Source organism: Rhizobium sp. WSM1274 (genome assembly GCF_025200775.1).
Classification (GTDB): Bacteria; Pseudomonadota; Alphaproteobacteria; order Rhizobiales; family Rhizobiaceae; genus Rhizobium; species Rhizobium leguminosarum_I.
Window position 1 is genome coordinate 2,598,984 of the sequence record NZ_CP104138.1, and the last position, 13,091, is coordinate 2,612,074.

The window sequence follows — 13,091 nt, forward strand, 5'->3', positions numbered from 1 at the left end:
CATTGGGCGTCCACCTTGCCAAGGAGCTATGCCATGCGTTCAGCTGTCGCGATCCTCTTCCTGATCGAAACCTGTCTTTATGCCATTGCCTCGCTCACCCATGCCGGGTTCGTCCTAGAAGGCCACGAACACCGGCAGGCGATGATTGCCGAAGCGGTGATATCAGCCGTCCTCCTTCTCGGCCTGATCTCGCTCGGCCTTGACCGATCGTGGAGCCGAACGGCTGCGATCTCGGCCCAGTCCTTCGCCCTCCTCGGCACTCTCATCGGCGCCTTCACCATCGCCGTCGGCGTCGGCCCGCAAACCACGCTCGATTACATCACCCATGCCGTGATGATCCTGCTCCTGGTCACTGGCCTCGTCTGGCTGGCAAGGAACAGGAACGCCTCTCCCCTGGGATAGGGATCATGCCCCGCTACGCCGAACTGATCTACAACGGCTTCTGGTTCGCGCCCGAGCGCGAAATGCTGGACCGGCGGGAACCGGGCGAAACGAGCCCGTTCGGATCTTAAGGGATAGGTCAATGCCCACATTGACGGCATCTTCCCTCGCGGCTGGCCGAGCGGTCAAGGCAACGGGGATGCCCCGGATCCAATTTCAAACGATTTTAAAATAGCCACTCCGGAAGCTAATCGATTTTAATTTTATCGTTAAAATTTTCTTGTTGCAGCGCAAAGGAATTTAGACATTAATTTGTGCGGATGCTCAGTTTATTCGTTGGAGAACTCGCATGACTGTGACATTTCCGCTAACCGAGAAGCGCGACGCCGAGACATTGCTGAAACACCTGACGTCGCATAATCTCAGTGTTCCGGGAAACTGCGTTGTGTCGCTCAAGGCCCACGTCGCTCAGGTCTCATCCTCTCATACGACCGCGCTCGGCACCGCCCGTACCGCCTGGTAGGAATTGAATGTCCCGGCATCGGCGTCCACAATAGGATCGAAGTGATCCTGGCTGGACCGCCTATGCGGGATGGATAAAGCCGGCGCGTGTTATCTCTCGGCAGGCAGCCCCATGCCCACGAGCTTCAGGATATCCTCGACCTTCGCGTCGGGGTCGGCACCGGGTTCGACCTGACCGTCGATCATCAGCAAGGCAAGGCCATGCGTTAGCGACCAGAGAAAGAGCGCGGCGTTCGGCACGTCTCCGGGTGTCAGTCGCTTTTCCAGGTCGTCCTTCATCTGCCGATAGACCTGCATCCGCAGGGCGCGTATCGCCTCGTTTCCTTTGGAATAGGCTTGAAAGCCCTCCCCGAACATCAGCCGGTAGAGACCGGGATTCGCGCGGGCAAAGGCGACATAGGCGATGCCGCCGGCCAGCAGATGACGCCGAGGACCGGCTAGCGCTGCATCGATGCCTTCGCTGAGTTCGGCAAATCCTTGTTCGGCGAGTGCCGCCGCGATGGCGTCGAGGCTGTTGAAATAATGGTATGCCGCCGGAGCCGAGACGCCGGCGCGGCGGCCGATCTCCCGCATGCTCAGCGCCGCCGGGCCCCCTTCCTCCAACAGCGCCCTCGCCACGGACAGCAGTGTGGGGCGCAAATTGCCGTGATGATAGCGGGGCGATCCGTCGTGTGTGGCCATATCTCGATCTAATCTTTACAGTGTTAAAATCATGCTCTAGTCTTCCCGTAATGACAAGGTATCCGCCGCGGTTCGGGTGCCGGCAAGCTTCCCGCCGGCGCCAGCAGCAGATTTACAGAGAAAGAGGCCTTCATGCGAGCATCCGAACCAAGCCGCACCGCGATGGGTGCGGCAGCCTATCGAGCAGCACATCAGAGCGCGGATGGCGGCGCCATCTTCTTGGACCCCTATGCCCGCCGCATCCTCGGCGAGGCGGGCTGCGCCGAGGCAGATTTGAAAGCCCAGGACCCCGCCACGCGATCCTTTCGCCTGTTCATGGCGGCGCGAAGCCGATATGCCGAAGACTGCCTTGGCCTCTCCGTCGCAAAGGGCGTCAGGCAAGCCGTCATCCTCGGCGCCGGGCTCGACACCTTTGCACTGCGCAATCCCCATGCCGGCCTGAAAGTCTTCGAAGTCGATCATCCCGCCACGCAGAGCTGGAAGCAGATGCGGCTCAGCGAGATCGGACTGACGCAAAGCCTGCCGACATTCGTTCCTGTCGATTTCGAACATGAGGATTTGAAAACGCGTCTCGTCGATTCCGGCTTCGAGCCCGAGGCACCGTCCTTCTTCATCTGGCTTGGCGTCGTGCCATATCTCACGGAGGCGTCGGTCTTTGCCTTGCTACGCTTCGTCGCCGGCCTGCCGAGCGCATCCATCGTCTTCGACTACAGCGAACCCCTCGAAAACTATTCGCCCGAACGCCGCGCCCGCGCCGCGGAAATAGGCGCGCGCACAGCCGCAGCCGGCGAGCCGTGGCTGACGCACTTCGATCCCGAGGATCTTGCGAACCGATTGCTGAGCCTGGGCTTTACATCCCTGGCAGATATCGGCCCGACCGAAATGGCAAGACGCTTCTTCGGCCTGCCCCGGGATGCGCCGGACCGCGGCGCCGGTCCCCACGTCATATTCGCCGGCACATAGGAAAATCCCCGAGACGTCGAGTTGCGGCAATCGAGCTGACCTCAGCTATTGTAGACGATAGCAATCTTGTTTCCGGTGGGGTCGCGCACGTAGGCGGAATACCAGTTCGGCCCGTAGTGCGGACGTAAACCAGGTGCGCCCTCGTCCGTTCCGCCGTTCGTCATGGCAGCATCGTAAAACGCATCCACCTCGGCGCGGGACTTGGCCATGAATGCGACCATCGAGCCATTTCCGGCGCTCGCCGGTTCGCCGTTGAACGGTTCGCAAACCCATAGAACGAAACCGTCACCCTTCCCGCCTTCGGAATAGGCGCTCCATCCGGGAAATTCCCGATGTTTGCTCCAACCGATCGTTGCCAGGGTCGCATCATAAAAACCATTCGATTTGACGGAATCGAGTGCACCGACGGTTGCGTAGACGCTCATGATCTTCCCTTCTGCTGCTCCAAGATCGGAAGAATTCATACCGCAAGCATGCGAACGCAACAAGAACAGCTGGCCGCATTTTCCGCAGAAGGTCAGCGACCAATCGCAACGGACGGTTATTGCCGTGTCTGCAAAAATTCCTATTCTGGGCAGCGCCGCTGGCGACAAAAACCTGAGGCTTCATGGCTATTTGCGACAGGAAATTTGGATCACATCATGACGACTCTGAGCCGCCCCGATCTCAGCGATATCCGCCGTGGCGACTGGGTGGATCGCCGGCTGCCCATCGCATGGCGGCCATATGCGCGGTTGGCGCGGCTGGATCGCCCGGTCGGAATATGGCTGACGCTCTTCCCGTGCTGGGCCGCCCTTATCCAGGCATCACACGGTCACCCGGATCTCAGGCAATTGGCAATCTTCTCTCTCGGCGCTCTTCTGATGAGAAGTGCCGGTTCGACGGTCAACGACATCGCCGATCGGAAGTTTGACGGCCATGTCGAGCGGACCCGCTTTCGACCTCTGGCAAGTGGAGAGATCGTCACGCGACAGGCCTTTATCTTCCTGACCGTTGAACTCGCACTGGCGGCTTCGCTTCTGTTTTTCCTGACGCCCCACACGCGCCTCATCGCGATATGTGTCCTGCCGCTTGTCTTCGTCTATCCACTCTGCAAGCGTTTCACCCACTGGCCCCAGGCCGTCCTGGGCGCGGCGTTCAACTGGGGGATGCTGATGGCATGGGCCGAGGCTACGGGACATATCCCGGTTGGCGCCCTGCTGATGTGGGCCGGGGCCATCGCCTGGCAGATCGGCTATGATACGATCTATGCCTATGTCGATCTGAAGGACGACGCCCGCCTTGGCCTGAAATCGACGGCAATCCTGTTCGGCCGGCACGGCCAGTCCTTGATCGGCCTGTTTTATGCCCTGGCGGTCGGCGCGTGGTCACTCGGGGGCTGGCTGTTGGAAATGTCGCCGCCTTATACGATCGGAATGCTGGTAATCGCCATCCATCTCGCCCGGCAGACCCGGCGGATCGATCTTGCCCGCCCGGAGGTGAATTATCGCCTGTTCCTGGCGAATATCCTGACCGGGGTGTTGCTCGCCTGCACGGCTTTGTCAGGCACATGGTAGGCAGTTCGAGGACGTGACACCATGATCCATCTCAAACACGGCATATTCGCCGCGGCCATCATGCTGGCAGCAACGATGACATCCCTGCATCAGGCGCATGCGCAACCATGCGAGCAGGAAGGCTTCGAAGAGGCAAAATACGTCGTCTGCACGTTGGAGCCGGGCAAAGCCGACCTGCGATTGTTCTGGAAGAATGCCGATGGCGCGCCGTACCGCGCTTTTTCAAGCCTAGCCGAGGCCGTTCGCGCCGAGGGGCGAACGCTGGCCTTGGCCGTCAACGCCGGGATGTACCGGGCCGATTTTTCGCCGATGGGACTTTATGTCGAGAACGCCAGGGAATTGCAGCCCGCCAATACGACAAAGGCCGAAAGCTCCGCCGGTCAGATGCCGAATTTCTACAAGAAGCCGAACGGCGTGTTCTTTCTGGGTGAGGCAGGTGCCGGGATACTCCCGAGCGATGAATTTCTGAAGCGTCGGCCCAAGGTGCGGTTCGCCACGCAATCCGGCCCGATGCTTGTCATCGCCAACAAGCTGAACCCGATCTTCATCGTCGGCTCGACGGACCGAACCCGCCGCAGCGGTGTCGGCGTCTGCGAGCATGGCACGGTTCGTTTCGCGATCAGCGAAGACGGGGTGAATTTCCACGATTTCGCACGGCTCTTCCGCGACCACCTGAAATGCCCCGATGCCTTGTTTCTCGATGGCGGACGCGGTGTCGGATTTTACAATCCCGAGATGGGCCGCAACGACCGGTCCTGGCACGGCGGCTACGGCCCCATTTTCGGGCTTGTCGAGTAGCGCACCGGGGCAGGTGCCCACGATCTCGTCAGCCGGCCTTTGCATTTGGCCGGACGTCGAGATCGACCATGACCCCGTAGTGATCGCTTGGCCATATTCCATCCACCGGCCGATCGAGGACGCATTCGGCCGACTGGATCTCTGCCCGACCCTTGGGATGCGCATCCCACGATCCGACCAGCACGTAGTCAAATCGTCGATGATAGTTTCTCTGTCCGATGATCCGTTCGGCGCCAGCCATGGCGTTCGGGTTGACGCCGGTCCAGGTCTTGCCGGTCCCGATACCGGCTATTTCCCAGGCATCGTAATAGCAGACGCTTCTTCCCTCGAGTGACTGTCGCCCGGTCAGGAACCGTATAGATGCGGCATCCGGTTCTGCATTGAGGTCGCCGGCAATCAAGGTCGGCAGGACCTGCCGATGCCTAGCGTCGAGATCGCTGATCGCAACTGCATGACGCTCGCGCGCAACCTCGGCAGCCGGGCGCCAGGCCGCAGTCGTCGCAATGAAGAGCAGGCTGCCAACATCCCCAAGATTCACGACAGCGGCAAGGGTCGCCCAGGGCACATCAGGCGCCTGTGGCATTCTTGGATCGAGCACCTCGACAACCCTATGCGGCCAGCGGGTCGCGATCGCCGTGCCGCCATATCTGTCGGAATAAGCCGGCTGGAGAGCCTGCACGTCCTGTTGGTGCGTAATGTGCATCTCGAGCCCGTCGACGATGGTATCGAGGCTCGCCTTCTCGCGCGTTTGAATGACCTCCTGCAATGCCAGAAGATCGGGCTTCAGACGGCGAAGCTCCTGATTGATAATCTGATGCCGCCGGCTGTCGCCCTCGACATTCCAGACATTGAACGTGATCACCCGCACGTGCATGGCTTTGGACCTGCTCACTTGGAATGCGAGTCAAAGCAGCGGAGGGCGGCTATGTTCCCTCCACTGCATAATTCTTGAGATCCTGATAGCGCCGAACTCGCCCGCATGGTTGACCTTCAGAATGCGACGGATGGTGACATCGGGGTCGCGCCCACCCGACCTGCTCGACGAATTGATCATGACTACCCTGCCTCGGTTCCCTTGCGGGCAATAGGCAGACGGCCGCCATGGCCGTCAAGGGGTGCGGCGACGGAGAAGGTCCCGGTCTCCTACGCTTTGGGCGCCGGCCTGCTCAGTCTGCCGCGGCAAAATGGGCGATCTGATCGGCATGCGCCTTTGCGAAAGATGGGCGGGCCGTGGCGCGCGCGACATAATCACGGCAGGCGGGATATTCCGCCAACCCGTCGAACCGGTTGATGAGCCGCAGCACATCGGCCATGAGGATATCGGCGACGGGGAAGGTGCCCGCCAGCCATTCGCGCCCTGCCAGGACCGGCTCCATGTGCTTCAGCCGGTGGTCCTTGAGAAACGAGTCCATGAGCCCATATGCCGGCGCATCACCCGTGATGCCGGAGAAGATCAGTATCGACCAGGGCAGGCTTGCCGCCTCGACGGAATTCAGCGCCGCAAACAGCCATTCCAAAACCTCGGCGCGACCGCGCGGATCGGCGGGCATCAGCGCGTCGCTGCGATTGCCGAGATGGAGCAGGATGGCGCCGCTCTCGAAAATCGAGATGTCGCCATCGGTCAACCACGGCACTTGGCCGAAGGGCTGGTGCGCGAAATGCTCGGGCTTGCGACCGCGAAACGGTACGCTCTCGACACGATAAGGCAGGCCGCTCTCTTCCAGCGCCCAACGCACACGCAGGTCACGCACATAACCCCTGGGAGGCTCGGGGACCCAGTCGAAGGTGGTGAGGGTAAGGTCGCCCATCCGGCATCTCCATTTTTTGTTTCACGGACAAAGGACGGACGAACGGCCCGCGTTCCGACATCACCGACAAATTCTTTCAGTCAGATGGTCAGGTCGCCGGCGAGGCCGGCAAGGGCTCGTCGATGTCTTCGGGAATGAAACCGCCGGTCTGGCGTTTCCACAGGCGCGCGAACAAGCCGTCGCGTTCGACCAGCTCATCCGGCCTGCCCTCTTCCACGATGCGCCCGCGATCGAGTACGACGATCCGGTCCATCCTGGCGATGGTCGACAGGCGATGTGCGATGGCGATCACCGTCTTTCCCTCCATGACGAGGTTCAGCCTTTCCTGGATGGCGGCTTCGGATTCGCTGTCGAGGGCGGAGGTCGCTTCGTCGAGCACCAGGATCGGCGCGTCCTTCAGGAGAACGCGGGCGATAGCCACGCGCTGACGCTGGCCGCCGGAGAGCTTGATGCCGCGGTCGCCGACGAAGGCGTCATAGCCGCTGCGGCCTTCGCCGTCGGAAAGATCGGCGATGAAGACATCGGCGCTTGCCATCTTCGCCACCGCTTCGATCTCGTCCTTCGTCGCTTCCGGCCGGCCGTAGCGGATATTATCGCCGACCGAACGGTGCAGCAGCGCGACGTCCTGCGCGATGACCCCAATGGCGCGGCGAAGGCTTGCCTGCGTGATCTCGCGGATGTCCTGCCTATCGATCAGGACCGCACCATCCTCTATGTCGTAAAAACGCAGCAGCAGGCTCACCAGCGTTGTCTTGCCGGCACCCGAGAGGCCGACGAGCCCCACCTTTTCGCCGGGCCGAACCGTCAGCGACAGGTCATCGATGACAGGCTTGCCCGACTTGTAGGCGAAGCGGAGGTTCTCGAAACGGATCTCCCCGCGGCTGACCGTCAGTTCAGTCGCATCCGGCCGGTCGGTGATGGTAGGCGGCGTTGTCATGACCGGCATCGCATCCTTGATCGTCCCGAGCGCGCGGAAGACCTGCTGTCCCATCTGCAGGAATGTGAAGGACCCTGCCGAGAGGCGTTGAAGGATGTAAACCGTTGCGGCGAAATCGCCCACGGTCAGGAATCGGTCAAACAGCCCCCAGAAGCTAATGCCGAGCATGACGAGCCAGAGCACCATGTTGAGGCTGATGACGACGAGTTCGGTTGTCCGGTAGATCCGCTGCTCGTGATGAAGCGTATCGACCCCGTCGGACATGATCTTTCTCAGCGCACCCGCCTCGCTATCTTCTGCTGCGAATTGCTTGACCATCTGGATGTTGCCGTAGATGTCCGTCAAAGCGCCGGAGATGAGGCTGTTCTGCTTTGCCGAGCGGCGGGCGCGCTCGGTGAAATCAGGAACGACCTTGATCGTAAAGAGCACGTTGAAGGCAACCCAGACGATGACTGGCAGCGCAAGCTGCCAGGAAAGCGCGAGCAGAAGAACAACGGAGCCGATGATCTGAAGCAGGAAGCGGGGTGCCGTCTGGAACGCGATCAGGATCTGTTGCTGAACGGCACTGGCGACCTGACCGAGTCGGGATGCGACCTGGCCGGCGAAAAGATCATGGAAGAAGGCGAGGTCCTGCCGCTCGACCGCCTTGTGCCCCTGCCATTGAATCGCAACGGGCAGGCTGATGCCGATCGTATGCGAGTTGAGAATATTGGTGATGTAGAAAAGAACGGGCATCACCGGAAAAAGCAGAAAGGCGAGGACTGCCAGCAGCCGGAATTTACTGTCGACGAAGAGCTCCACGCCTTGTGTCGTCACTCCGTCGACAATCACCGAAAGACCCCAGATGATTGTAAGGTTGATGGCTTCGATGGCCATCGAGGTCAGCGCCATGGTAATGATGACGCCCCGAAACATCGCGATGAAGTGCAAAAGAACCGCGACAGGTCCCTTGGTGGGCATTGGCCGGTAGGGGATGTCGAGCGGCCGGATCAAGGTTTCGAAGGGACGGTAAATCGCATCTGAAATTGACATGGGCCACTCGGATCAAAATCGGGAGGAGGCACGGACTCAGCTACGCTGGGTCGCAGAAAATCATCTTCACGCTGCAATCTCAATTAGAAATTTCAAAAAGCCTTACGAAGCCTGCCGTATCGCGAACGCCAGCCAGTTAGGAAGCCAGAGAAGCAAGCGGCGCCGGAAAGCGCCAATTGCGGTCATCGCGCCACTGGGGCAGGATGCCGGACTTGAACGGGGAACAGGATTGAATCGACGCTCATGCTGACGGGCTCATGTCATTGCGGCAAGGCGAGCTGGACACTTGAAGGTGATCCCGGCTCGGTCACCGCCTGCAACTGCACGCTTTGCCGGCGCTACGGCACGCTGTGGGCTTATGACTACGAAGGAGAGCGCATCGCTCTCATCGGTGAGACCGCTTCCTACACCCGCGCCGACAGGGACGAGCCGTCTCTCGAAATCTTGTTCTGCCCATCCTGCGCCTGTGTCTTGAGCTGGCGCGGCCTGCGGCTTGGAAAGGATGGCCGCCGGCGCATGGCCGTCAACATGCGGCTTGCGCCGGCGGATCTCGTTCAGCATCTGCCTATCGATCATTTCGACGGCCTTGACACGTTTGAAGACCTTCCATCCAAGGGGCGCTGCGTGCGCGATCTCTGGTTCTGAGCCGATTGCGGGGATCGACACGCGGCCGGGCGCCGCCAGATGCGAGCCCGGCAAAAGATCGTTCTGCGCAAGGCCACCTCACCCGCGCCGGGCCGCCTCGATCGCCGCAATGTCGATCTTCCTCATGGTCATCATCGCGTCAAAAGCTCGCTTTGCCTGGCCACCGCCTGCCGAAAGGGCTTCGGAGAGGACGCGCGGCGTAATCTGCCAGGACACGCCCCACTTGTCCTTGCACCAGCCGCACTCACTTTCCTGACCGCCATTGCCGACGATCGCGTTCCAATAGCGATCGGTTTCTTCCTGAGTGTCCGTTGCGATCTGAAAGGAGAAGGCTTCGTTATGTTTGATCGCGGGACCGCCGTTCAGGCCGATGCAGGGAATACCCGCAACGGTGAATTCAACAACCAGGACGTCTCCCTGCTTGCCGTCAGGATAATCTCCTGGTGCACGAATGACAGCACCCACGGCGCTGTCGGGAAAAGTCGCGGCATAAAAGCGGGCGGCTGCCTCAGCGTCTTTGTCGTACCATACGCAGATCGTGTTCTTTGCCATTGCGCGGTCCTTTCGCACTTCGTTTCGCATTCCCCGGTGAAATAAGAAGCAAACCGTCTTTCTCCAGCCCATGGAAGCGATTTCACGCGGACGATTGCGCGGCACTGCTAAATGAGGTCCCGGGGGTGACCGTTGCCACCGTTCAGGTTCAATGCGTGGACTTCGGGACAAGCGGGTATGAGGCGATTGCGGAACCGCTGGTAGGATTCCGCAAGTGCATATAGCATCGGCTACATTCAATTTGCCGGAATTCCGCCGACGCGACGCAGCTCTAAAACCTATCCCGCCCGTCGCTACGCGGATCGCCGGCCACGCGGTGCGGCTCATAGAGGCCGCTCCGCGCTTTGCGTCGCCACGGCCGGGCAAGATCGTCGGGATTGTCGTCGATATCGGCGAGCGATATCGCCGCCGTTCCATCCGCAGGACATTGCGCCGCCCACCGGCCACCGGGAGCGACGATTCCGGAAGACACCGGATCAGCTAAACCGGGATGTGCGAGTATGGAAAAACTCACCCAGTACCTGTTGCTCGCCGCATACCCCTGCACCTCGGCGGCGAAGGAGGTATCGTTGGCCGGCGTCCCCCCAGTGGACGAAAACAGCACGCAATGAACATCGAGTCGCTCGTATTCGCTGAAAATCTCCGGAAAGTGGCACTCCATGCCAAGCGCACAGCCGAAACGGATGCCGTCGACCTCGAAGGTCACGGGGATCGAACCCGGCGTGTACATGAAGGAGATCTTGGTGTTCGACAGCAGGCGCTCGTCGTAACGCGTCACCAGTTCGCCCCGGTCGGAGACGACATAGAGGCTGTTGTGCGGCCGATGCGGCGCCGTCAACGGATGCACCGCCCCGATGACCGTCCAGAGGCCGAGCTCGCGCGCCAGCTTGCGCGTTGCATCCAGCTCCTCACGCAACACGGCCCATTCGAACCGCCGCCAATCGGAGGGCCCGATCTCCCTCGGCCCGATTTCCGACATGATGCGCTTGTTCGGCGATGATGTCGCCCCTTCGGAAAAGTGCAAGAGCCGCGCCCCCGCCTCCCGCGCCTGCCGCATCAGCAGGCGTATCTCCTGTCCACTCTGGCGAAGCTTGTCGGCATCGCGGGGATCGTCTGCATGGATGGTCTGGGCCACGGCGAGACGCAAGCGTCCTGCCGCAGGCAGTGCATCGTTCGCCGACCTGGGGAGAACATGCATGCGGGCGGTGGTGTAGGATTCACCCGTTTTGGCGGCGCGCGCACGCACCCGCCGTTTGAAATTTCCATTCTCAGTCATATCAGGGCCTCTCACGTTCCGGACATCGCTCCCCAGCAACAGGCCCGAAACATCAGGACCAAGGTTCACGACCCGAGACGAAAGTCCCTTTGCCTCCGGTTGAAGACCCTGCTGGGGAAGGTCCTGGGAGGTTCGGCGCTAGGCCACGCCGACACAAAGATGCCGAGGCGACCGCGATTCGTCAATTCGGGGAATGGCCGGGATCGGCTGCCGAGCACCTACCTCAAGCGGGCTGACCTTGATCCACCCGCCAAGGCGGATCGAGGCGGTTCGAACCGGCGAAATAAAGAATGATGCGGTTGCCGCCCGGGTCGAACAACTCCGCCTCGCGCCAGAGCCAACTCTTGTCCTCCGGTCCGGTGACGAAACGAACACCAGCCTCGCTGAGACTGCCGACCGTCTCGTCCAACTTCTCGCACTCGAAATACACCGTGGTGCCGCCACCGCCGCCTTCGCCCTGATGCAGGGAGAAGGTGCTGTCCCCGTCCGGGCAGACGAAGCGCGCATAGCGAGGACGAGCGTCGACGACCGGAGTGAGACCGAGAGCGCAGTAGAAGTTCCAGCCCGCATCGAGGTCAGGCATCGTAACGGTTACTTGATTGAGGCGCATGAACTACCTCCTCGGCTGAGTTCGCCCAAAACGGTGCGGCGGCTTGGCACCGCGACATTCATAGAAACAAAGACCTGAAGCCGTCGCATGAATCAAATTCTAAGCGAGCAGTTTTAGTGTCATCGATACAAAACTCGTGTCAGACTGTACAAGCTGCGCGCATGCTGGCGCGCCGATCGAGAAGGCCGAAGCCATGCACAAATTCACCGTATCAATCACCCGAGAGATCGAGGCCGATACCGCCGAGGAGGCCGCCTTGCTCATGTACCAGGAACTATCAACGGGACCGATCCCTGACCGCTACTCCGTCACCAACGAGACGAACGATGCCACGGAGGTGAAGCTGGACCGGGAAAAGGCCGACGAATTCGCCACCATCGATCACACCGCCGACCCCGGCAACTGGTAAGCGGCAGACGACCAGAGGGACCACAGGAAATACGGTTTTGCGCCGGGAGCGGAATGAGGTAGTTGCAGCTCGTCTTCTCCGGCGCGAATGCTGGATGCAAATAACCGTTCAGCCGGAAACATCGCCACCCAAGGAAAATCCGTGATCTCACCAATCAAAATAGCCGTCGCCGGCGCGAACGGCCGCATGGGGCGCGCCATCCTGCCGCTGCTGGCGGCCGATCCGGATTTTGCGTTCGTCGGCGGCATCGGCCGTGATGGCTCCGCAGGCGCCGGGCCCATCGACCGATCGGCCGCGATCGGGGCGGCCGACGTGATCCTGGATTTCACGACGGGACGTGCGGCCGCCGAACTTGCCGGCCTGTGCGCTTCGGCCGGCGGACCTGCCCTGGTGATCGGGGCGACGGGTTTCGAGCCGGATGAACTCGAACGGATCACAGAGGCCGCCCGCACGATTCCGATCCTGCGCTCCGGCAATTTCTCCATCGGCGTCAACATCCTGGTCGGTCTCGTCGCCCAGGCCGCCCGCGCCCTTCCCGCACATGGCTGGGATATCGAAATCCTCGAGGCCCATCACAACAGGAAGATCGACGCACCGTCCGGCACGGCGTTGATGCTCGGCGAAGCCGCCGCCGAGGGCCGTGGCGTCTCCCTTGCATCCGTCGAGCGGCGCGGGCGCGACGGCATCACCGGCGAGCGCCCACCCGGCGAAATCGGCTTCGCCGTGTTGCGCGCCGGCGGGCTTGTCGGAGAACACAGCGTCCTGTTTGCCGCCGCCGAGGAGGTCGTGACGCTCTCGCATTCGGCTCTCGATCGCGGCATGTTCGCCCGCGGCGCGCTTGCCGCCGCCCGCTGGATCGCAGGGCGCGCGCCCGGCGAATACGCCATGGGGGATGTGCTGGGTCTGGCGTGAATAAAGGGA

17 protein-coding genes and 1 pseudogene are annotated in these 13,091 nt (G+C 61.3%); 9 read left to right on the forward strand and 9 right to left on the reverse strand.

Translation table 11 applies throughout. From position 1 onward, the window contains the following. Positions 1-33: 33 nt before the first annotated feature. Both N2600_RS13105 and N2600_RS13110 read left to right on the forward strand, forming a co-directional pair. Positions 34-402, forward strand: coding sequence for a hypothetical protein (locus N2600_RS13105; protein ID WP_222384116.1), 369 nt, complete (start codon positions 34-36; stop codon positions 400-402). Positions 403-730: 328 nt separating this feature from the next. After that, positions 731-904, forward strand: coding sequence for a hypothetical protein (locus N2600_RS13110; protein ID WP_003540843.1), 174 nt, complete (start codon positions 731-733; stop codon positions 902-904). 89 nt (positions 905-993) lie between these two features. Here N2600_RS13110 and N2600_RS13115 read toward each other — a convergent pair whose 3' ends face one another. Next, the gene (locus N2600_RS13115) at positions 994-1,584 is read right to left on the reverse strand and encodes a TetR/AcrR family transcriptional regulator (protein WP_260296451.1); all 591 of its coding nucleotides are present in this window, start codon (positions 1,582-1,584) and stop codon (positions 994-996) included. Between the two features lie 132 nt (positions 1,585-1,716). On the opposite strand from N2600_RS13115, the gene N2600_RS13120 reads away from it, so the two are divergent. Next, positions 1,717-2,547 carry a class I SAM-dependent methyltransferase gene (locus tag N2600_RS13120; RefSeq protein WP_260296452.1) on the forward strand — a complete coding sequence of 277 codons (831 nt, stop codon included), beginning with the start codon at positions 1,717-1,719 and terminating at the stop codon, positions 2,545-2,547. Positions 2,548-2,588: 41 nt separating this feature from the next. On the opposite strand, the gene N2600_RS13125 is transcribed toward N2600_RS13120, so the two are convergent. Then, positions 2,589-2,972 carry a VOC family protein gene (locus tag N2600_RS13125; RefSeq protein WP_017964810.1) on the reverse strand — a complete coding sequence of 128 codons (384 nt, stop codon included), beginning with the start codon at positions 2,970-2,972 and terminating at the stop codon, positions 2,589-2,591. Here N2600_RS13125 and N2600_RS13130 point away from each other — a divergent pair. Genes N2600_RS13130 through N2600_RS13140 form a run of 3 tightly spaced genes read left to right on the forward strand, consistent with a single transcriptional unit; the run spans position 2,971 to position 4,901 of the window. Next, on the forward strand, positions 2,971-3,192 hold the full coding sequence (locus N2600_RS13130; RefSeq protein ID WP_017964811.1) for a hypothetical protein: 222 nt from the start codon (positions 2,971-2,973) through the stop codon (positions 3,190-3,192). The genes N2600_RS13125 and N2600_RS13130 overlap by 2 nt on opposite strands. Then, positions 3,189-4,103, forward strand: coding sequence for a 4-hydroxybenzoate octaprenyltransferase (gene ubiA / locus N2600_RS13135; protein ID WP_260296453.1), 915 nt, complete (start codon positions 3,189-3,191; stop codon positions 4,101-4,103). The genes N2600_RS13130 and ubiA overlap by 4 nt, the downstream gene beginning before the upstream one ends. A 21-nt stretch (positions 4,104-4,124) precedes the next feature. Beyond that, positions 4,125-4,901: a phosphodiester glycosidase family protein gene (locus tag N2600_RS13140; protein WP_260296454.1), complete on the forward strand. Its 777-nt coding sequence runs from the start codon at positions 4,125-4,127 to the stop codon at positions 4,899-4,901. Between the two features lie 28 nt (positions 4,902-4,929). Here N2600_RS13140 and N2600_RS13145 read toward each other — a convergent pair whose 3' ends face one another. The 4 genes and pseudogenes from N2600_RS13145 to N2600_RS13160 all read right to left on the reverse strand — a co-directional run bounded on the left by N2600_RS13145 (position 4,930) and on the right by N2600_RS13160 (position 8,678). Next, positions 4,930-5,793: an endonuclease/exonuclease/phosphatase family protein gene (locus tag N2600_RS13145; RefSeq protein WP_260296455.1), complete on the reverse strand. Its 864-nt coding sequence runs from the start codon at positions 5,791-5,793 to the stop codon at positions 4,930-4,932. A gap of 60 nt (positions 5,794-5,853) precedes the next feature. Continuing rightward, positions 5,854-5,955 (reverse strand): annotated as a pseudogene (locus N2600_RS13150) (demethoxyubiquinone hydroxylase family protein); the annotation flags it as partial. 112 nt (positions 5,956-6,067) lie between these two features. Next, a complete protein-coding gene (locus N2600_RS13155; protein WP_260296456.1) occupies positions 6,068-6,709 on the reverse strand; it encodes a glutathione S-transferase family protein in 642 nt (213 codons plus the stop codon). Between the two features lie 88 nt (positions 6,710-6,797). Then, positions 6,798-8,678: an ABC transporter ATP-binding protein gene (locus N2600_RS13160; RefSeq protein ID WP_260296457.1), complete on the reverse strand. Its 1,881-nt coding sequence runs from the start codon at positions 8,676-8,678 to the stop codon at positions 6,798-6,800. Positions 8,679-8,921: 243 nt separating this feature from the next. On the opposite strand from N2600_RS13160, the gene N2600_RS13165 reads away from it, so the two are divergent. Next, positions 8,922-9,323 carry a GFA family protein gene (locus tag N2600_RS13165; RefSeq protein WP_260296458.1) on the forward strand — a complete coding sequence of 134 codons (402 nt, stop codon included), beginning with the start codon at positions 8,922-8,924 and terminating at the stop codon, positions 9,321-9,323. 78 nt (positions 9,324-9,401) lie between these two features. Here the strand turns inward: N2600_RS13165 and N2600_RS13170 are convergent, their stop codons facing one another. From N2600_RS13170 to N2600_RS13180, 3 genes are all read right to left on the reverse strand, one after another. After that, on the reverse strand, positions 9,402-9,875 hold the full coding sequence (locus N2600_RS13170; RefSeq protein ID WP_260296459.1) for a VOC family protein: 474 nt from the start codon (positions 9,873-9,875) through the stop codon (positions 9,402-9,404). Positions 9,876-10,146: 271 nt separating this feature from the next. Beyond that, positions 10,147-11,151: a carbon-nitrogen hydrolase family protein gene (locus N2600_RS13175; protein WP_260296460.1), complete on the reverse strand. Its 1,005-nt coding sequence runs from the start codon at positions 11,149-11,151 to the stop codon at positions 10,147-10,149. Between the two features lie 223 nt (positions 11,152-11,374). After that, a complete protein-coding gene (locus N2600_RS13180) occupies positions 11,375-11,761 on the reverse strand; it encodes a VOC family protein (protein WP_260296461.1) in 387 nt (128 codons plus the stop codon). Between the two features lie 193 nt (positions 11,762-11,954). Here N2600_RS13180 and N2600_RS13185 point away from each other — a divergent pair, with 193 nt between their 5' ends. Beyond that, positions 11,955-12,170, forward strand: a complete 216-nt coding sequence (locus N2600_RS13185) for a hypothetical protein (protein WP_260296462.1) — start codon at positions 11,955-11,957, stop codon at positions 12,168-12,170. An 87-nt stretch (positions 12,171-12,257) separates the two neighbouring features. After that, entirely contained in the window at positions 12,258-13,082 is an 825-nt protein-coding gene (gene dapB, locus N2600_RS13190; RefSeq protein WP_260296463.1) for a 4-hydroxy-tetrahydrodipicolinate reductase, read from the forward strand. Positions 13,083-13,091: the final 9 nt, after the last annotated feature.

Coding starts and splice junctions, on each gene's coding strand:
- N2600_RS13105 (WP_222384116.1), top strand. CDS start 34: ATGCGTTCAGCTGTCGCGATCCTCTTCCTGATCGAAACCTGTCTTTAT.
- N2600_RS13110 (WP_003540843.1), top strand. CDS start 731: ATGACTGTGACATTTCCGCTAACCGAGAAGCGCGACGCCGAGACATTG.
- N2600_RS13115 (WP_260296451.1), bottom strand. CDS start 1,584: ATGGCCACACACGACGGATCGCCCCGCTATCATCACGGCAATTTGCGC.
- N2600_RS13120 (WP_260296452.1), top strand. CDS start 1,717: ATGCGAGCATCCGAACCAAGCCGCACCGCGATGGGTGCGGCAGCCTAT.
- N2600_RS13130 (WP_017964811.1), top strand. CDS start 2,971: ATGATCTTCCCTTCTGCTGCTCCAAGATCGGAAGAATTCATACCGCAA.
- N2600_RS13125 (WP_017964810.1), bottom strand. CDS start 2,972: ATGAGCGTCTACGCAACCGTCGGTGCACTCGATTCCGTCAAATCGAAT.
- ubiA (WP_260296453.1), top strand. CDS start 3,189: ATGACGACTCTGAGCCGCCCCGATCTCAGCGATATCCGCCGTGGCGAC.
- N2600_RS13140 (WP_260296454.1), top strand. CDS start 4,125: ATGATCCATCTCAAACACGGCATATTCGCCGCGGCCATCATGCTGGCA.
- N2600_RS13155 (WP_260296456.1), bottom strand. CDS start 6,709: ATGGGCGACCTTACCCTCACCACCTTCGACTGGGTCCCCGAGCCTCCC.
- N2600_RS13160 (WP_260296457.1), bottom strand. CDS start 8,678: ATGTCAATTTCAGATGCGATTTACCGTCCCTTCGAAACCTTGATCCGG.
- N2600_RS13165 (WP_260296458.1), top strand. CDS start 8,922: ATGCTGACGGGCTCATGTCATTGCGGCAAGGCGAGCTGGACACTTGAA.
- N2600_RS13170 (WP_260296459.1), bottom strand. CDS start 9,875: ATGGCAAAGAACACGATCTGCGTATGGTACGACAAAGACGCTGAGGCA.
- N2600_RS13175 (WP_260296460.1), bottom strand. CDS start 11,151: ATGACTGAGAATGGAAATTTCAAACGGCGGGTGCGTGCGCGCGCCGCC.
- N2600_RS13180 (WP_260296461.1), bottom strand. CDS start 11,761: ATGCGCCTCAATCAAGTAACCGTTACGATGCCTGACCTCGATGCGGGC.
- N2600_RS13185 (WP_260296462.1), top strand. CDS start 11,955: ATGCACAAATTCACCGTATCAATCACCCGAGAGATCGAGGCCGATACC.
- dapB (WP_260296463.1), top strand. CDS start 12,258: ATGCTGGATGCAAATAACCGTTCAGCCGGAAACATCGCCACCCAAGGA.